Origin of the sequence: Saccharopolyspora phatthalungensis, from assembly GCF_014203395.1 — a bacterium.
GTDB lineage: Bacteria > Actinomycetota > Actinomycetes > Mycobacteriales > Pseudonocardiaceae > Saccharopolyspora > Saccharopolyspora phatthalungensis.
Genome location: NZ_JACHIW010000001.1, coordinates 121,224 through 138,032, shown reverse-complemented (window position 1 = coordinate 138,032; position 16,809 = coordinate 121,224). Strand labels below are relative to the sequence as shown.

21 protein-coding genes are annotated in these 16,809 nt (G+C 67.4%); 12 read left to right on the top strand and 9 right to left on the bottom strand.

Features of this window, described 5'->3' with window-relative positions; all coding sequences use genetic code 11:
- Window positions 1-4: 4 nt before the first annotated feature.
- From BJ970_RS00535 to hypB, 11 genes are read left to right on the top strand one after another with little or no spacing between them, the layout of a single operon-like run.
- Entirely contained in the window at window positions 5-880 is an 876-nt protein-coding gene (locus BJ970_RS00535) for a NifU family protein (RefSeq protein WP_184722119.1), read from the top strand.
- Window positions 877-1,509: a DUF5947 family protein gene (locus BJ970_RS00530; protein ID WP_184722116.1), complete on the top strand. Its 633-nt coding sequence runs from the start codon at window positions 877-879 to the stop codon at window positions 1,507-1,509. Before BJ970_RS00535 ends, BJ970_RS00530 begins: the two co-directional genes overlap by 4 nt.
- Window positions 1,502-2,140, top strand: a complete 639-nt coding sequence (locus BJ970_RS00525) for a DUF6084 family protein (RefSeq protein ID WP_184722112.1) — start codon at window positions 1,502-1,504, stop codon at window positions 2,138-2,140. Before BJ970_RS00530 ends, BJ970_RS00525 begins: the two co-directional genes overlap by 8 nt.
- Complete coding sequence (locus BJ970_RS00520) at window positions 2,137-3,486, top strand: hypothetical protein (protein ID WP_184722109.1); 1,350 nt, start codon at window positions 2,137-2,139, stop codon at window positions 3,484-3,486. The genes BJ970_RS00525 and BJ970_RS00520 overlap by 4 nt, the downstream gene beginning before the upstream one ends.
- The gene (locus BJ970_RS00515; RefSeq protein WP_184722106.1) at window positions 3,468-3,974 is read left to right on the top strand and encodes a hydrogenase maturation protease; all 507 of its coding nucleotides are present in this window, start codon (window positions 3,468-3,470) and stop codon (window positions 3,972-3,974) included. Before BJ970_RS00520 ends, BJ970_RS00515 begins: the two co-directional genes overlap by 19 nt.
- A 1-nt stretch (window position 3,975) precedes the next feature.
- Complete coding sequence (locus BJ970_RS39815; protein WP_376774980.1) at window positions 3,976-4,089, top strand: DUF6893 family small protein; 114 nt, start codon at window positions 3,976-3,978, stop codon at window positions 4,087-4,089.
- A gap of 5 nt (window positions 4,090-4,094) precedes the next feature.
- Window positions 4,095-4,367, top strand: coding sequence for a HypC/HybG/HupF family hydrogenase formation chaperone (locus BJ970_RS00510; RefSeq protein WP_184722102.1), 273 nt, complete (start codon window positions 4,095-4,097; stop codon window positions 4,365-4,367).
- 12 nt (window positions 4,368-4,379) lie between these two features.
- Entirely contained in the window at window positions 4,380-5,507 is a 1,128-nt protein-coding gene (gene hypD, locus BJ970_RS00505) for a hydrogenase formation protein HypD (protein WP_184722100.1), read from the top strand.
- 47 nt (window positions 5,508-5,554) lie between these two features.
- Complete coding sequence (gene hypE, locus BJ970_RS00500; protein ID WP_184728792.1) at window positions 5,555-6,673, top strand: hydrogenase expression/formation protein HypE; 1,119 nt, start codon at window positions 5,555-5,557, stop codon at window positions 6,671-6,673.
- A gap of 10 nt (window positions 6,674-6,683) precedes the next feature.
- Entirely contained in the window at window positions 6,684-7,013 is a 330-nt protein-coding gene (locus BJ970_RS00495; protein ID WP_184722097.1) for a hydrogenase maturation nickel metallochaperone HypA/HybF, read from the top strand.
- Window positions 7,014-7,051: 38 nt separating this feature from the next.
- Complete coding sequence (gene hypB, locus BJ970_RS00490; RefSeq protein WP_512700272.1) at window positions 7,052-7,753, top strand: hydrogenase nickel incorporation protein HypB; 702 nt, start codon at window positions 7,052-7,054, stop codon at window positions 7,751-7,753.
- Here hypB and hypF read toward each other — a convergent pair.
- On the bottom strand, window positions 7,743-10,016 hold the full coding sequence (hypF, locus tag BJ970_RS00485; protein ID WP_184722092.1) for a carbamoyltransferase HypF: 2,274 nt from the start codon (window positions 10,014-10,016) through the stop codon (window positions 7,743-7,745). The two genes, hypB and hypF, sit on opposite strands and share 11 nt — an antisense overlap.
- A 137-nt stretch (window positions 10,017-10,153) precedes the next feature.
- Between hypF and BJ970_RS00480 the strand changes: the two genes are divergently transcribed.
- Window positions 10,154-10,396, top strand: a complete 243-nt coding sequence (locus BJ970_RS00480) for a hypothetical protein (protein ID WP_184722089.1) — start codon at window positions 10,154-10,156, stop codon at window positions 10,394-10,396.
- A 369-nt stretch (window positions 10,397-10,765) separates the two neighbouring features.
- Here the strand turns inward: BJ970_RS00480 and BJ970_RS00475 are convergent, their stop codons facing one another.
- The 8 genes from BJ970_RS00475 to BJ970_RS00445 all read right to left on the bottom strand — a co-directional run bounded on the left by BJ970_RS00475 (window position 10,766) and on the right by BJ970_RS00445 (window position 16,803).
- Window positions 10,766-11,980 (bottom strand): helix-turn-helix domain-containing protein, encoded by a 1,215-nt coding sequence (locus tag BJ970_RS00475; RefSeq protein ID WP_312864046.1) that lies wholly within the window; start codon window positions 11,978-11,980, stop codon window positions 10,766-10,768.
- A 557-nt stretch (window positions 11,981-12,537) separates the two neighbouring features.
- Window positions 12,538-12,942 (bottom strand): Imm1 family immunity protein, encoded by a 405-nt coding sequence (locus BJ970_RS00470; RefSeq protein WP_184722086.1) that lies wholly within the window; start codon window positions 12,940-12,942, stop codon window positions 12,538-12,540.
- A 142-nt stretch (window positions 12,943-13,084) separates the two neighbouring features.
- Entirely contained in the window at window positions 13,085-13,315 is a 231-nt protein-coding gene (locus BJ970_RS00465) for a hypothetical protein (protein WP_184722083.1), read from the bottom strand.
- Window positions 13,316-13,539: 224 nt separating this feature from the next.
- A complete protein-coding gene (locus BJ970_RS00460; RefSeq protein ID WP_184722080.1) occupies window positions 13,540-14,373 on the bottom strand; it encodes a transposase family protein in 834 nt (277 codons plus the stop codon).
- A gap of 433 nt (window positions 14,374-14,806) precedes the next feature.
- A complete protein-coding gene (locus tag BJ970_RS36900) occupies window positions 14,807-14,959 on the bottom strand; it encodes a hypothetical protein (RefSeq protein ID WP_221466994.1) in 153 nt (50 codons plus the stop codon).
- A 4-nt stretch (window positions 14,960-14,963) separates the two neighbouring features.
- The gene (locus tag BJ970_RS36895) at window positions 14,964-15,314 is read right to left on the bottom strand and encodes an ASCH domain-containing protein (RefSeq protein ID WP_221466993.1); all 351 of its coding nucleotides are present in this window, start codon (window positions 15,312-15,314) and stop codon (window positions 14,964-14,966) included.
- A 125-nt stretch (window positions 15,315-15,439) separates the two neighbouring features.
- Window positions 15,440-16,387 carry a protein-L-isoaspartate O-methyltransferase family protein gene (locus tag BJ970_RS00450; RefSeq protein WP_184722078.1) on the bottom strand — a complete coding sequence of 316 codons (948 nt, stop codon included), beginning with the start codon at window positions 16,385-16,387 and terminating at the stop codon, window positions 15,440-15,442.
- Window positions 16,384-16,803 (bottom strand): lasso peptide biosynthesis B2 protein, encoded by a 420-nt coding sequence (locus tag BJ970_RS00445; protein ID WP_184728790.1) that lies wholly within the window; start codon window positions 16,801-16,803, stop codon window positions 16,384-16,386. The genes BJ970_RS00450 and BJ970_RS00445 overlap by 4 nt, the downstream gene beginning before the upstream one ends.
- Window positions 16,804-16,809: the final 6 nt, after the last annotated feature.

Genomic DNA, 16,809 nt, shown 5'->3' with positions numbered 1-16,809 from the left:
CGCGATGGTGGGCCAAGACGAGGCGAGTGCGGTGGCCGCCCGGATCGATCAGCTCCTGGCGGAGTTCGACCGGGACGGCGATGCCGTCGCCGCCGAGCGCGCCGAGGAACTTGTGCGCGCCATTGTCCCGCTCTACGGCGAAGGGCTCGGGCGGATCGTGCAGATCCTCCGCGAGACCGACGGCGGCGCGCTGCATGCGGAGCTGGCCGCTGATCCCCTGGTGGGCGGTCTCCTGGCGCTACACGACCTGCATCCGTCCACTGTGGAAGAACGGGTGGCGGCGGCGCTGGAGGAGGTGCGGCCCTACCTGGGTTCGCACTCCGGAGATGTCGAGTTGCTCGGTATCGACGAGCGATCCGTGGTCCGCCTGCGGCTGACCGGTAGTTGCGAGAGCTGCCCGTCGTCGACGGTGACGGTCAAGCTGGCCATCGAGAACGCGATCCGCGAGGCGGTCCCGGAGGTCACCGACATCGAGGTGGAGGGCATCGTCGAGCCCGAACGGGAAACCGGTCCGGGTGGCCGGCCGCTGCTGCCCGTGGTGCCCAGTGGCCCCGGGACGGCGTGGGTCGACGTCGCGGCGGCCGGCGACCTGGCACCCGGCGAGGTGACCGTGGTGACGGTCGACCACCTTTCCCTGGTCATGTGCCGGACCGACGGTGACCTCTACGCCTACCTGAACAACTGCCCGTCCTGCTCGAACCCCTTCACCGGTGCGCTCCTGGACGGTGTCCTCCTGGAGTGCCCGCGCTGCCGGGAGCGTTACGACGTTCGCCGCGCGGGCCGCGCCGAGCAGCGGGCCGCGCAGAGCCTTTCCCCGCTGCCGCTGCTGACCGACGCGGGCTCGGTGCGCGTCGCGCTTCCGGCGGAGGTCGCTTCGTGAGCACGGGACTGCGCCGCTTCACCACACCTCGCCCGGAGTCGGCGTCGCCGGCCGGCGCGGAGCGAGGCTGCGAGCTGTGCACGGAACCGCTGGGAACCGAACACCGGCATGTCGTCAACATCGAGTCGCGCCGGATCCTGTGCACGTGCCGCGCCTGCTACCTGCTGTTCACCCATCCCGGCGCGGGTGGCGGCAAGCATCGCGCGGTGCCCGAGCGATACCGGCACCTCCCGGATTTCGGCACGGGCGCGCGGATCTGGGACGCAACCGAGATTCCGGTCGGCATGGCATTCCTGTTCCACAGTTCGGTCGCCGGGCCGGTGGCCTTCTACCCGAGCCCTGCGGGCGCGACCGAATCGCTGCTGCCGGTACAGGAGTGGGAGCGGGCACTGCGGGACAACCCCGCGCTAACGGAATTGCAGGCGGACGTGGAGGCGCTGCTGATCAAGCAGTCCGAGGACGGCTTCGAAGGCTTCCTCGTGCCGATCGACGCCTGCTACCGGCTGGTCGGGATCGTGCGGACGCACTGGAAGGGCTTCGACGGCGGCACCGAGGCGCGGGACCGGATCGAGGAGTTCTTCGAGTCGCTGCGGCGGCGCGGCGAGCGGATCGAGGCCCGGGATGTCTGAGCTCTCCTTCGAATGCCTCGACATCCGGCCCGAACTCTACGGTGCCGGGCCGGTTTTGCGGTTCCGGCTTCGAATCGCGGAGCACCGCGCCGAGCGGATCCATTCGATCGCGCTGCGCTGCCAGATCCGCATCGAGCCGCAGCGACGCGAATACGACGAGCACGAGACGGAACTGCTGGGAAACCTGTTCGGCGGGCGCGACCGGTGGCGGCACACGCTGCGTGCGATGCACTTCGCGACCGCGTCGGTTCTCGTCCCCGGGTTCACCGGCAGCACCGAGGTGGAGCTGGCCGTGCCCTGCACCTACGACATGGAAGTGGCATCCGGGAAGTACTTTCACAGCCTGCGCGACGGCGTCGTGCCGTTCGCACTGCTCTTCAGCGGAACCGTTTTCGGCAAAGGGGACAACGGGTTCTGGGTCCAGCAGGTGCCGTGGCACCAAGAGGCGAGTCATGCGATGCCCGCCAAGACCTGGCGGGAGCTGATGGACGCGTACTTCCCACACGCCACCTGGATCCGGCTGCACCGGGAAACCGTGGACGCCCTGCTGCGCTTCAAGGCCGCGCACGCGGTGCCCACCTGGGATGCGGCCGTGGAAACGCTGCTCGCCAAGGCAGGGGAGGCATCGTGACGTCGACGTTCGAGCAGGCCCGAGCAGTGGCCGATGCAGTCCTGTACGAGGGGTACCTGCTGTACCCGTACCGGGCATCGGCGGCGAAGAACCAGGCGAGGTGGCAGTTCGGCGTCCTGGTGCCGCCGTCGTTCGCAGCGCCGGAACGCGGGGAGCACGGCGAAACGCAGACCGAATGCGTGCTGGATGCGCCTGCCACGGCCACCTTGCACGTCCGCTTGCGCTTCCTGCACGTGCAGCAGCGGCTGGTGCAGGACCCGAACCGCCACGTGGTGTCGCACCTCGTCGTCAACGGCGAAGACGTGCCCGCCTGGGACGAAACCGTCGAATACGAGCGTGATGTGGTCGTGCCGCTCGCCCGGTTACTGTCCGGCGACCACGTGGCGGCCGTGGTGGTCGATGGCGCCGAAGACGTCGAGGAACTCCGTGACGCCGACGGCCGGATGCGCGGCCGGATCGTGCGCGTTCGCCAGCCCCTCACCGGCGTGTTACGGATCAGTGCGAGCCCGATCTCCGGGCCATACGGCGGATTCCGGATCCGTGTCCTGGTTGCGAACACCACGGCCCGGGCGGAACTGGACTCCTCCCGGGAATGCGCGTTGCGCCATTCGCTGGTGGCCACGCATCTGCTGCTCGGCGTCACCGAGGGCGCCTTCCTGTCGCTCGTGGACCCGCCGGAGTGGGCCAGACCCGTGGTCGAGGAATGCGAGAACGTGCGCACCTGGCCGGTGTTGCTCGGCGCATCGGATCGCAGCGACGCGATGCTGTCCTCGCCGATCATCCTCTACGACAATCCCGCTATCGCGCCGGAAAGCCCGCAGCCGCTGTTCGACGGCACCGAGATCGACGAGATCCTGACGCTGCGGACGATGGCGCTGACCGAGGCGGAAAAACGCGCCGCGAGGAGCACCGACCCACACGCGCGAGCCCTCCTGGACGGGATCGACGGCCTGCCCGCCGAGTGGCTGGAACGGCTGCACGGCACGATGCGGTCGGTCCGGTCCACCGTCCGCGAACCGCGAGTGCCCTGGTGGGACCCCGCCGCGGACGAGTCGGTGTCGCCGGATACCGACAGCGTCCAGGTCGCCGGGACGCGCGTCGCCAAGGGAAGCAGGGTTCGGCTCAAGCCGGGCAGGCGGCGCACCGACGCCCAGGACATGTTCCTGCACGGCCGGACGGCCACGGTGCAGGGCGTGTTCGTCGACGTCGACGACGAGCAGTACCTCGCCGTGACGCTCGACGAGGACCCGGCCGCCGAGCTGCAGAGCGAGCACGGGCGCTTCCGCTACTTCTTCCTTGATGAGATCGAGCCCGGTGAGGGGGGACCATGCGAGCACGAGTGCTGATCGCCGGCATCGGCAACGTTTTCCTCGGCGACGACGGGTTCGGGGTCGAGGTCGCCCGGCGGCTGGCCGACGTCGAACTGCCGCCGTGGGCCCAGGTCGCCGACTACGGAATCAGCGGCGTGCACCTGGCATTCGACCTGCTGGGCGGCTACGACACGACGATCCTGGTCGACGCGACGCCGCGCGGCGAGGAACCGGGCACGATCTCGGTGCTCGAACTCCGCGACGGCGACCGCATCGGCACCACCGGGGCGGCGTTCGACGGCCACGGCATGCAGCCGGATGCGGTGCTCGCGCTGCTGGACACGCTCGGCGGTGATGCCGGTCGCGTGCTGATCGTGGGGTGCGAGCCGGCCGATCTCGGGCACCGGATCGGGCTGAGCGACCCCGTGCGCCGCGCGGTGGATCCGGCCGTGCGCAAGGTGATCGACCTGCTGGACGCCGAAAAGCGTCGTTTCGAACAACAGCCGCTACGGCAGGAGGTGTGAGATGGCCGAGTTGCGTCGGCTGCTGCTGTGGGCGGCGGTCATCGGGCTCGTGGTCGTCGTGGTCCGGACGGTCGCCCCGGACGTCAAGCGCTACATCGAGATCAGCAGGATGTGAGGCTCATGTGCTTGGGAATACCGGGTGAGGTCATCGAGATCCTCACCGACCGTCCCGACCTGGCGAAGGTCGACGTCAGCGGAGTCCGCCGCAACATCAACATCGGGCTGCTCGGCGACGACCGGCCGGCGCCGGGCGAATGGGTGCTGATCCACGTCGGATTCGCGCTGTCCAAGATCGATGAGGCCGAGGCGAGGTCGGCGCTGGAGTTCCTGGAGAGCATCGGCCAGGCCTACTCCGACGAGATCGCAGCACTCACCGAATCGCGTATCGAGTAGGAGGAGCACCGTATGCGTTTCGTCGACGAGTACCGCGACGCGGACAAGGCGCGGGCGCTGGCAGCCAAGATCGCCGGGCTGTGCGAGCCCGGCCGCCAGTACAAGTTCATGGAGGTCTGCGGCGGCCACACGCACACGATCTACAAGCACGGGCTGGAGGATTACCTGCCCGACAATGTGACCCTGGTGCACGGACCGGGCTGCCCGGTGTGCGTCATCCCGATGGGGCGCATCGACGACTCGATCCACATCGCCCGCCAACCCGACGTGCTGATGACATCCTTCGGCGACATGATGCGGGTGCCGGGCAGCAACGGTTCGTTCTTCGACTCCAACGCCGAGGGCACCAACATCCGGATGGTGTACTCGCCGCTGGACTCGCTGAAGATCGCCCGGCAGAACCCCGATCAGCACGTGGTCTTCATGGCGATCGGGTTCGAGACCACCGCGCCGTCGACCGCGATGACACTGCTGCGTGCCGAGCAGGAGGGCCTGGAGAACTTCTCGGTGTTCTGCAACCACGTGACGATCATCCCGGCGATCAAGGCGATCCTGGACTCCCCGGACCTGCGGCTGGACGGGTTCCTCGGCCCCGGGCACGTGTCCACGGTGATCGGCTGCCGGCCATACGAGTTCATCGCGCGCGACTACGGAAAGCCGTTGGTGGTAGCGGGTTTCGAACCGCTGGACATCCTGCAGTCGATCTACCTGCTGCTGGTGCAGCTCGCCGAGGGGCGCTCGGAGGTCGAGAACCAGTACACCCGCGTGGTGCCCTGGGACGGTAATCGCACGGCATTGCAGGCGATCGGGGAGACGATGGAGCTGCGGCCGTACTTCGAATGGCGCGGGCTGGGCTTCATTTCGCACTCGGCGCTGCGCCTGCGCGAACGCTACGCGCGATTCGATGCCGAGAAAATCTTCGACCTGCCGGGCATCCGGGTGGCGGACCCGAAGGCATGCCAGTGCGGCGAAGTCCTCAAGGGCGTCCTGAAACCGTGGGAGTGCAAGGTTTTCGGCACCGCGTGCACGCCGGAGACACCGATCGGCACCTGCATGGTGTCGCCGGAGGGCGCCTGCGCCGCGTACTACAACTTCGGGCGCTTCAGCCGCGAACGCGTGAAGGAGGCGAGTAGGCCGTGAGCACCGAGCACACCCAGTCGCACACCGCGGGCTGGGTCGAGGATGCGATGGCAGAGCACCGCGAGCACGGCGACTCCCGGCCCGGCAGCGAGCACGCCGACCGCGAACAGCAGGTGCTGGAGCGGATCGAGAAGGCGCGGCGCCGCAAGCCGAAAGTCAAGGAGGAACGGATCACCCTCGCGCACGGCTCCGGCGGCAAGGCCACCCAGACCTTGATCGAGGCGGTCTTCCTGACGGGCTTCCGCAATCCGGAACTGGCGAAGCTGGAGGACGGCGCCGAGCTGGGGGTGGCCGGCGGCCGGCTGGCCTTCACCACCGATTCCTACGTGGTGTCCCCGCTGTTCTTCCCCGGCGGGGACATCGGCGACCTCGCCATCAACGGGACGGTCAACGACCTCGCGGTCTCCGGCGCCACGCCGCTGTTCCTCTCCGCGGGTTTCATCATCGAGGAAGGCTTCCCGGTGGCGGACCTGACTCGGATCGTCGGGTCAATGGCGGCGGCGGCCGAAGCCGCCGGTGTGCAGGTGGTCACCGGGGACACCAAGGTCGTGCAGAAGGGCAAGGCCGACGGCTGCTACATCAACACGGCCGGCGTCGGCCTGCTGGAAACCGAGCACCGGCTGGGCATCGACACGGCGCGCCCGGGAGACGCCGTGCTGGTGTCCGGTCCCATCGGCGATCACGGCGTCACGGTGATGCTGGCCCGCGGCGAACTCGACATCGACGCCGACCTGGTCTCCGACACCGCCCCCGTGCACGGCTTGGTCGCCGAGCTGCTCAAGGCCGCGTCGGGCGTCCGCGCGCTGCGCGACGCCACGCGCGGGGGCGTGGCGACGATACTCAACGAGGTCGCCAAGGCATCCGATGTGTCGGTCGTCGTCGACGAGGAGAAGGTCCCGGTTCGCACGGAGGTGCGCGGAGCGTCGGAGCTGCTGGGCATCGACCCGCTCTACGTGGCCAGCGAAGGACGCATCGTGGTCGTCGTCGACGGCCGGCAGGCCGATGCGGCGCTGGAGGCGCTGCGCGCGCACCCGCTGGGTGCGGACGCGGCGATCATCGGGCGCGTCGCAGCGGATCCGCCGGGCTTGGTGCTGCTGAACACCACGTTCGGCGGCACCCGCATCGTCGACCTGCTGGTCGGCGATCCGCTCCCGAGGATCTGCTGAGGGCGCGGCGGTGCACGAGCTGGGCATCACCCAGAGCATCGTTGACGCGGTCCTCGATGCGATCGAGGAACCGCGGATCACCCGGCTCCAGCTGGAGATCGGCAAGCTCTCCGGGGTCGTTCCCGACTCGGTGCGGTTCTGTTTCGACCTGGTCGCCTCCGGCACCGCGCTGGACGGTGCGCGCCTGGACATCGTCGAACCGCCGGGCCGGGGCGCGTGCCGCAGTTGCGGACACACATGCGAATTCGACGACCCGATCGTGCTTTGCCCCTGCGGCAGCGCGGACGTGCAAGTGCGGTCCGGTCGAGAACTCAAGATCACGGCAGTGGATGTGGGTTAACCATGTGCGGAACGTGCGGATGTTCGGATGCCGACGGCGTGCGGCTGAATCCCGAGCCGGCGGCCGGTTCGGTTCCGGTGCGGACGATCGCGCTCGAACGGCAGGTCCTGGCCAAGAACGACGTGCTGGCGGCGAAGAACAGGATCTGGTTGCGGGAGAAGGGAATCCTCGCGATCAACCTGATGAGCTCGCCGGGCGCCGGCAAGACCACGTTGCTGGAGAACACGCTGCGCGAGCTCGGATCCACCATCCCGATCGGGGTCATCGAGGGCGATCAGGAGACGCTGCTGGACTCCAACCGGTTGCGAGCGGCCGGATGCCGGGCGGTGCAGATCAACACCGGCGCCGGCTGCCACCTCGACGCCGGCGCGGTGGGTGAAGCGCTGACGTCGCTGGATCCCCCCGACGGCTCGGTGGTGTTCGTGGAGAACGTGGGCAATCTGGTCTGCCCGGCGCTGTTCGACCTGGGTGAGCACCGCCGGGTGGTGATCGCCTCCATCACCGAGGGCGAGGACAAGCCGCTGAAGTACCCGCACATGTTCCAAGCGGCCCATCTGGTGCTACTGAACAAGATCGACCTCCTGCCGTATCTGGACTACGACGTCGCGGGGTTCAGCGGCAACGCCCGGATCGCGAACCCGTCGGTCGATGTCGTCCCGGTGTCGGCGACTCGGGACACTGGTCTTGAGGGCTGGCACGAGTGGCTTCGGGCGAACCTGACGCAGGTGCTCACCGCCTAGCGCCTCGGTCGCGTGCCCCGGCGATGGCCGCTTGTCCCAGGCTCACGCCTCCGTCGTTGGGCGGCACCCTGGAGTGCACCAGGACGCGGAATCCGCTCGACTCCAGCCGTGCGACAACGCGGTGCAACAGAAGCATGTTCTGGAACACGCCGCCGGACAACGCGACTTCGGCCAGCCCGGTGCGCTCTCGCAGCCGCACGCAGACGTCGTGGATCATCGCGGCGATTCCAGTGTGGAACCGGGCCGCGATCACCGGCCCCGGGGTGCCCGACCGCAGGTCGTCCACGACCGCCGCCACCAGGTCGGCACCCTGGGCCCGCAGGACATTTCCCGTCGAAACCGACGCCGGGTAGCCGCCGCGTTCGTCGCGATCGGCGAGCTGTTCGAGTTCGATGGCCGCTTGCCCTTCGTAGTTGATCGCGTCCCGAACGCCCAGGATCGCGGCAACGGCGTCGAACAACCGGCCCGCGCTGGAGGTCAGCGGCGAGTGGGCGCGCTGTCGGGCCACAGCGGCGACCTCGGGCCAGGTTTCGTTGCGGCGCAACAAGTCGAGGCCGGTCGGCAGGTCGTCGCCGTAGCGGCCGGACAGGTATGCCACCGCCGTCCGCCAGGGTTGCTTGATCGCCGTGGTTCCGCCGGGAAGTGGGACCGGCTCCAGGTGGGCCAGCCGCTGGAAGTCCACCAGGTCGGCTCGGAGGAACTCGCCGCCCCAGATGGTTCCGTCCGTGCCGTAGCCGAGCCCGTCGAACGCCACGCCGAGCACCGGCCCGTCCGCGCCGTTGTCGGCCAGGCACGAGGCGATGTGGGCGTGGTGGTGCTGGACGCCGACGAGGTCGACGTCGTCGAGGTCCACCGCGTACTTGGTGGACAGGTACTCGGGATGCAGATCGTGCGCGACCACGGCGGGCTCGACGTCGAAGAGCCGGGTGAAGTGCTCGATGCCGGTGGTGAATGAGCGCAGCGTCTCGTAGTTCTCCAGATCGCCGATGTGGTGCGATACGAAGACGTGCCGGTTTTTGGCGACGCTGAAGGTGTTCTTCAACTCGGCGCCGCAGGCCAGCACCGGTCGCGGGAACTCCCTTGGCAGCGCCACCGGCTCGGGCGCATATCCCCGGGACCGCCGGACCAGCATGCCCCGGCCCCGGAACGAGCGGACCACCGAATCGTCGGTGCGCATGTGGATGGGCCGGTCGTGGGTCAGGAACCCGTCCGCTATACCGGCCAGCCGGTGGAGCGCCTCGTCGTCGCGGTAGGCGATCGGCTCGTCCGAGACGTTTCCGCTGGTGAGCACGAGCGGGCCCGGAGCGTCGCGAAGCAGCAGGTGGTGCAGCGGGGTGTAGGGGAGCATCAGGCCGAGCTGCCGGTTGCCCGGTGCCACCGCCGGTGCGATGCGCGAGCCCGGCAGCATGTCGAGCAGCACGATGGGGCGGCGTCGGGAGGCCAGCAGCGCGGCCTCGACCTCGTTCACCGCGCACAACTCACGCGCCTGCGCCAGATCCCGCACCATCACCGCGAAGGGCTTGTCTTCGCGATGCTTGCGCTTGCGCAGCGCCGAGGACGCGTCCTGGTCGGTCGCGTCGACTGCGAGGTGGTAACCGCCGAGGCCCTTCACCGAGAGGATTTCACCGCGACCGAGAGCGGCGGCCGCTTCGGCGATGGGGTCCCCCGGCAGCGTCGCACCGGCGGCGTCGACCAACCGGAGCCGCGGCCCGCATTCCGGGCAGCACACCGGCTGGGCGTGGAAGCGCCGGTCGCCCGGATCGTGGTACTCCGCCGCGCACCGTGCGCACATGTCGAACGCCGACATGGTCGTCAGCGGGCGGTCGTAGGGGATGTCACGAACGACGGTGAAGCGCGGTCCGCAGTTCGTGCAGTTGGTGAAGGCGTAGCCGAACCGGCGGTCGGCGGGGTCGAACATCTCGCGCAAACAGTCCGCGCAGGTCGCGCTGTCGGCGGACACCAGCGTCGCACGGGAACCCGCCGAGGTGCTGCCGACGATGCGGAACTCGTCGTCGCTGACCGGTTCAATGGACTCGACCGCGATCTTCTCGATGACTGCAAGTGGTGGCGCTTCGTAACGAAGCGAACACAGAAAGTGTTCGGCCGCGTCCGCTGCCCCTTCGATTTCGATGAAGACACCGTGCACGTCGTTGCGCACGTGCCCGGCAAGCCCCAGCCGCGTCGCGAGAGAATGGACAAAAGGTCTAAATCCGACCCCCTGCACCACGCCCTCGACCCGCACCTCATACCGGATCGACCCCATCGGCCCAGTCTCACGCCGAACGCTCGTCGACGCAGGGGGACGAACGCGGGACGAAAGTCCCTGTCCGGTTCGTTTGTTTGTTCGCATAATCTCCGGAAGCGTCGATTACTGGTGGGGAGAACGCGAAGGAGTCCGAGGTGGCGGAGATGGTGATCAGCTACGGGCACGAGGGGGTCGCGGTCGAACTGAAAATCATGCGCAGGGGTGAGGGATGGACACTCGTCTATTCCCGGCCGGGCGAACCGGACGTGCACGTCGGGTTCGACACCGAGGCCGAAATCCGCGAAGAATTGACGTGGCTGCTGGCCGGCTCGATGCGGCCCACCATCGACCTGGGCACGGCGATTTCAAGGGAAATCAACCCGCCGATTTCCAGGTGAATCCTTGCTCAGCGAGTGTTCTGATTTGCGCTATGACAGCAGAAGCTGTGGGTCTCCGATTTTGCCTACAATTGGGAAATCACAGCACCCGACGAACGCCGTCGGCAACGGCAACCCGACCGCCATCCCAACCTGGGCACGACAGCCACAGAAAGCGGGATAATGTCCTGGCATCGATCGGGCACGTTCGGCGCGCTTGTGCGGTCTCGCGGTTCTCTGGCGTCCCGATCCACTTGCGGGTGGTGTAGAAGTCAGCCGCTACACGCGCGGGCGACGTCGCACCCGTTCCCCCTCCCGGCGACTTCGTGAAGCACGGCGAGGTCGCCTGGCTGATGGATCTTTGCGCTAGATGCGCAAGGCCACCGAAGATCACCCGGCTGGTGCTACTCCCATGCGCCAGGCCAGGCCGCGCAGCTCACGACTTCCGGCGTCGCGGCGTGCCCGGCGCAGCAGATCACCCACCGCCTCACGGACGAAAACGTCGTTGCGGACCCGCTGCGTGGCGAGCTTTTCGGCGTGCAGCAGCGCGGACAAACCCCGATCACGGGTCGCCGGTTCAGTGAGCATCGCCCGGCCTAGGTCGATGTAGAACTCGGCCTGCCGCGACGGGCTGGGAATCAATTCGGGGTGCACGCTCCGCGCCGCTTCCGCGACCTTCGGACCTTCTCCCAGCTCGGTCAGCAAGGAGGTGCGCCAGATACCGACGTTGGTCCGCCCGAACCACAAACGTGCGAAGCCGCCGACCTCGACTTCCATGCGATTGGCGATGGTTTGAGCCTCGTCGAGGTGTGTGGTGGCGGTGTCCCGGTCGCCCTGAGCGGCGGCGGCCAGCGCTGCGGACAGGTGCAGCATCCCGTACGTCTGGGTCACGTTCGGATCATCCAGCGCGCGCGACAAGTCCTCGGCGGCGGCAACGCTGCGGGCGTACTGCCGGGTGCGGCTGAGCTCACCGGCCGCCTCGCTGCGCAGCCAGATCGTGTAGCCGGTCCACTCCGGCGAGTCCAGTTCCTGTGCGCACTGCTGGGCCATCCTCACCGCCAGCAGCGGCAATCCCCTGCCTCCGAGGCGTTTGGTGGTGGTGCACGCGGAGCTGTAGCAGTGCACCAGCCCAAGCAGAGCATCGCGTCGATGCTGCGGATCGCGGACGTAGGTGGCGTGCAGCTCGCCCAGCAACACCGGGGCCAACTGGCCCTGGGCCGCGTAATCAGCGTGCACGTGCTGCAAATCGCACAGCCGCTCCACGTCGGCCGCCAACTCGGGCCACGGGCGGATAGCCACGCCTGGATCGATTCCCAGCTCGTATTCCTCCAGCGCGGTTTCGATTGCTGCCAACGCAGCGTGCGCATCAGCCCCCACTGGGTCGGTCGGGGCCCACGGCTTGCCCGTCAGCTCGGTGGGACTCACGCGCAACGTGTTCGCCAGGGCCTCCAGCGTGGAACGCTTGGTGATCGGCTGGTCCCCGCGCTCCAGCCTGCCCAGATACCCGAAACTCAATCCCGCCAGCTCGGCCGTGGCCTTCAGCGTCATTTGACGCCACGACCGAATCTCCCGCAGCCGACGGCCGATCTCGTGCCCTTCGTCCACGGCGTCCACCTCCGAGCGCGCGGCAATTTCCAACGCAAGCCACCGTACCGGCACGCGATCAACCGAAGGAACCACGTAGTCGACGGTGTCACCCGTCAGGAGGCAACTAGTCGCCGCGTGTGGAGAGCGCCGCAAGTGTGCCGTTCGTATCAGCGTCGGATACCGGCATCAACACATATTCGCTGACCGTGTGTGCCGAACCCCCAACGGTGCGAGGGATGGATGTGGCAATGCGAGGCAGTCCGTCAGGCACTGCGAATCATTCTCGGAGCAGCTGACGATGCCGTGCCCGGTTTCTATCCACCGTGACGTCAGAGCGCTACCGTCGGGAGAGGTGAGTCAGAGGTGGGTTCGGACGTGAAGCGCCAAGCATTTCTCGGCGGGGTCGCCGCATGGGTTTACGATTGTCCAAAGAGGACCTTTTAGATGGCTGGTGGGCTGGCGAAGGTCGACAAGGCCTGGTGCCACACGCATCGAGACGTAAGTCCAGTGCGTCATCCTGGCGACTTGGTGCAGCACGGCGGGCTCCCTGGCTGCGGTGACGGTGTCGTTCGGGGTTACGCCTCGGGAACCCACTCCAGGCCCGTTGGCTTGCTGCGTGTCGAAGCGAATTCTCGGAGCACGCCTAGCACCTCGGCGCTCGGCAACTCGGAGGACATGGGGCAGTGGTCACCAGTGGGCCCGGTGAAGTAGTCGACATCGTCTTGGTTCCGGCCGTTCGCGGGCTTGAGTAGTTCGGTCGGGGTGAACCACTGGAGCGCGCCGACTTCGCCCCGGATGCCGAGCACAAGCCCCTCGGACGCTTCGGCGCCGAACTGGACGAACCATGCGATCCCGGCGTTCGGGTTCCGGCGGCGCTGATCGGTCATCCGGATCTGGTCGATCGCATCATCGATGTCGATGAGGGTCAGATCGAGTACTTCGCGGCCGTAGATGCCGGGTTCCTCGTGTGTGAGCGTCATGCAGTCCTCTCAAATATTCTAGGATCTTGCCAAGAGAGTCGGGGGCGCACCCCGGAACGCCGGAGTCATCTTCTGCGTCTCCGAATCCGCCGCTGTCGTCCCAATTCCGTCGCTGACCTCGGCTGAGGCACCGCCGGTTCGATCACGATCCGCATGCCGAATTCCTTCCGCGCGGCCATATCTCAGCTCCCACCACCGCATCGAGGCGACCCAGACGCACCGGTAGGCCGTCGGCGGCGCGGGCCAGCGTCGCGCGCAACGCAGCCTCGTCAATCACGCCGAGCTCAGCGAGCCGCCCACCGGTGAACAGCGCACGCAGTGCCCAGCCAGCCAGGACGACCAGTTCTCTGCGGATGCTTCGCCTGCGCGGCATCGTCGCCACGGCGGTCGGGGAGTGACCGGCAGCCCACGACGCAGAAGTCGCCGCCCTGCCGCGACCACATCATCTTCTGCTGGGCTGGATGAGTGGGAGAGCCTGGGTATGGCGATTTCAATGAGCGTTTTCCATCCTGTTTGGGCTGGTGATGGGGGGTGGACAGAGGGGGTGGGATGTGAGTGGGCTGGTGAAGGGCCATGATCGTTTGCGGTGGCCATGTGTCAGCGGGTGATTTCCAGGTTGGTCAGCACCAGCAGGGCACGCAGCAGGCGGGTGGCGTGGCGGGTGTGCATGCGTAGCCGGGTGAGAATGCGCCAGTTTTTCAGGTCGGCGAAGCCATGTTCACCGGCGGCGCGTTCGCGGGCGAGGAGTTGGTTGGCCTGTTTCTCGGCGTCGGTGAGGGGCCGGGCGCGGGCGGCACGGCGGCCGATGATGATCACGGGCTGGGTGGGGTCGTCTTCCAGTCCGGTGAACCCCAGGTCGCACATCGCGCCCAGGCCGGCGTCGCGGAGTTTGGTGGTGAGTTTGGCGTGGCGGGCGGTGGTGACCTCCGAGGCCCGGCCCGGGGTCGCGGCCGAGAGCCACAGCAGATTGCCCGCGTCGTCGGTGAGAGCGAGAAACAGCAGCCCGTGGCGTTTGTGTTTGCCGCTGTAGTAGCGCCGGTTGTCGTGACCGCTGCGCCGGTGGGTCGGGATCAGGGTGCCATCCAGCAGGACCACCTCGCCCCCGGTGCGGGCGGTGGTGGCCAGCACCCGGTCCAGGCGCGGGGCGCGGGCGGCCAGCAGGTCGATGACCTCCAGGACCCACCGGCGAATCGTGGAGGCCGAGACGCCGTTGCCCCCGGCCAAATCCAGCAGCCGCTGGTCGTGACGCAGCACCGCCAGCGCGATGATCGCCTGCTTACCCGGGAGTGCCTTGCGCCAGCGGGAACCGATCTTCTTGCGGCGAGCGGAAATCAGGTCACTGACCACCTGAAGCGTGCGGGTGGAGACCGGAAGCTGGACCTGGTAGATAATGGGCGCTGCGCCCTCGGCGAGGTTTTTTTGTGTAGTCACGAACCAATCGAATCCGCCGAGGGCCATCTTTTTCGTCTTCCCCGGCAGTGATCATGATCACCCTGCCGTGGGCCGTGGGGCCAGTGTCAGATGATCAATCCCGATGATCATGACTCCGACCAGCCCACTCACACCTCACCACCCACGTCAACGCCCCCTGACCTGCGAAGATCAGGATGGAAAAAGGTCAATGGAAATCGACCTGCCGGTTTCCATTGAAATCGCCGGGCACCGACGAACGCGCCCGCCTGGACACCACCCCCACTGTGCAAGCTATCTACCACAACGCGCTGCTACGCCTGATGGCGTAGGCGATCTGGCAGTCCCGCAGCAGAACCCGTGTCACATAACCACTCTCCGAGTTCAAATGCTGCCGCTGGGGTAGAGACACATGTGTGCCTCGGTTTTCGCTGCGCACTCCGGGGGATTCTGGTCAGGTTCTGCGGGGTGGGTCGACGAGCTCGATGCCGATGGCGACGACGCCGAGGGCTTCGCGTTCGGGCGGGTAGATCTGGCGGATGTTGGCGAGTTGTTCGTCGCGGGTGGCCAAAGGGTTGACCGAGGCGATGGACTCGTGGTCGAACATCTCGTCAAAGGTGGCGTAGCGGGCCACTCGCGTGACGCGGGTGAGCACCTGGTCGCCCTGGCAGCGGAACCGGATCAACGAACCTTCCTTGATTTTTTTTGCGGCTGGAGTCGTCGACCCGGATCTCGGTCGTCTTTTGTCCGCTGGCTATTAGGTCGAAGTAGCGTTTGTAGATGCCCATCTCGTGGGTGCGGACGACGGGTTCGGTGGGGCGTGCGGTAATGAGTCGGCCTAGTTCCTTGACAGTGAACGAGCGGAAGAAATGCTTGGGGTCGGTGAGCAGTCGGCTGCCCAGCCAGACCACGGTGTCGACGTAGAGATCGACGCTGCCGGGCCAGGCGGTGGTGTCGAGCATCCAGGGCTCGATGTCGGCGGGCAGGTTTCCTCGGTATTCATCCCCGGTTCAGAGTGCGGCACTGATTGGTGACGACAAGGGTATCCCTGGTTCCTTCTTGTGTTTGTCCTTCCGGTATCGGGTTTTTAGATGGCGCGACGCAGCGCGTCGTACCCCGGCCGCCCCGCCCGGTCCCAGTTTTCCACCGCAGCCACGAGCGCAAGCCGCACATCTACATCGCCAGCGTGCACGAGGAGCCCTGTTGTCGTGATCACGGCAACGCCTCCGGTGCTGGCTATGCCGAGCCCTAGTCCCCAGGGGCCAGCAGCAGCGCAGGCCCGCTCGGGCCAGCGCGTCACCACGTGTGCCATCGCAGCCTGCCAATGCTTCCGGTTGGGGAAGCTCATCTCCAATTTTCCGAGTGCGCGCAATTGTGCCAGGAGTCGTTGCGCGGCAGGGTGCTGTTCATGCAGTGGCGCTGCGCTGATCCAACTCGGGCTCCCATTGGCGTCCCATTGCACCGCATCGAGGTGGCGGGTCGGCACCCGAGGATCATTAGTGGCAGCCGAATGGGTTTCGATGAAGCTGCCCGGGTGCAGCGATTCCCGGCGGATCTGTCCGATGTGGACTTCGGCGCGTAGGACGGCGTGGGCGTGTGCGACCGGGGCGAGGTGTACCGGGGTGACCAGCACCGCGTCATCCGCGGCCTGATCCAGCCATGCCTGTGGCACCTCCGGTGGAGTGGTCCAGGCGATGATCCGGTCGTATGGCGCCCGGGCGGGCCAGCCCATCAGTCCGTTAGCGGCATGGGCCTCGGCCCACCGATAGCCATCGGCGGTCAGGCGACGATTCGCGCGGTCGACGAGATCCGCGTTGATATCGATCGAGGTGACTTTGCCGGTCGGGCCGGTGTGGGAGGCCAGCAGCGCGGTGGAATAGCCGCTTCCGGTGCCGATTTCAAGGATTCGGTGGCCGGGCTGGAGACCCAGCAGATCGACCATGGTCTCGATGGTGTGCTGCGCGCTGCTCTGCAGTATCTGCTCGCCGGTGTCGGTGGTTGTCCAGTCCTGGTAGTCGGGGGTCGCGGTTGTCATGTTTTTCTCCTCGGTGCGATCCGGCGGGCTGCGATGTGCTCCTCGCGTTCGCCGACGGGGCCGGTGGGGGTTGAAATCCAGGCGTGCATGGTGAGCGGCGGTCGGGCGCGCACGCCGTAGCACCAGGTGATCGCCCGACGCCACCCGGCGGCTAGCAGGACGGCGGCCAGAGAGCGCTCTAGGCAGGCGACGCGCATCGGTAACCAGGCCGCGCCTTCATCTATCGCGCGCAGCATCGCCTCCGCTTCCCGCGCGGTCGCGAGGCGCCGACCGGTGCCGGAGACAAGGTGTTGCACCAGCCACACGGTTCGGTCGAATCGTAGACACCGTACGGCGAGCCAGGCGATCGTGGCCGCGGCAGCACCGGCACAGCGTGCTGACCACGACACGTGCGGGCCAGCAGGTGGGGTGGCCATCGGCAT

Coding starts and splice junctions, on each gene's coding strand:
- BJ970_RS00515 (WP_184722106.1), top strand. CDS start 3,468: ATGCGAGCACGAGTGCTGATCGCCGGCATCGGCAACGTTTTCCTCGGC.
- BJ970_RS00510 (WP_184722102.1), top strand. CDS start 4,095: ATGTGCTTGGGAATACCGGGTGAGGTCATCGAGATCCTCACCGACCGT.
- BJ970_RS39815 (WP_376774980.1), top strand. CDS start 3,976: ATGGCCGAGTTGCGTCGGCTGCTGCTGTGGGCGGCGGTCATCGGGCTC.
- BJ970_RS00450 (WP_184722078.1), bottom strand. CDS start 16,387: ATGACAACCGCGACCCCCGACTACCAGGACTGGACAACCACCGACACC.
- BJ970_RS00535 (WP_184722119.1), top strand. CDS start 5: ATGGTGGGCCAAGACGAGGCGAGTGCGGTGGCCGCCCGGATCGATCAG.
- hypF (WP_184722092.1), bottom strand. CDS start 10,016: ATGGGGTCGATCCGGTATGAGGTGCGGGTCGAGGGCGTGGTGCAGGGG.
- BJ970_RS36900 (WP_221466994.1), bottom strand. CDS start 14,959: ATGTTCGACCACGAGTCCATCGCCTCGGTCAACCCTTTGGCCACCCGC.
- BJ970_RS00470 (WP_184722086.1), bottom strand. CDS start 12,942: ATGACGCTCACACACGAGGAACCCGGCATCTACGGCCGCGAAGTACTC.
- BJ970_RS00525 (WP_184722112.1), top strand. CDS start 1,502: ATGTCTGAGCTCTCCTTCGAATGCCTCGACATCCGGCCCGAACTCTAC.
- BJ970_RS36895 (WP_221466993.1), bottom strand. CDS start 15,314: ATGCTCGACACCACCGCCTGGCCCGGCAGCGTCGATCTCTACGTCGAC.
- BJ970_RS00445 (WP_184728790.1), bottom strand. CDS start 16,803: ATGGCCACCCCACCTGCTGGCCCGCACGTGTCGTGGTCAGCACGCTGT.
- hypD (WP_184722100.1), top strand. CDS start 4,380: ATGCGTTTCGTCGACGAGTACCGCGACGCGGACAAGGCGCGGGCGCTG.
- hypE (WP_184728792.1), top strand. CDS start 5,555: ATGGCAGAGCACCGCGAGCACGGCGACTCCCGGCCCGGCAGCGAGCAC.
- BJ970_RS00465 (WP_184722083.1), bottom strand. CDS start 13,315: ATGCCGCGCAGGCGAAGCATCCGCAGAGAACTGGTCGTCCTGGCTGGC.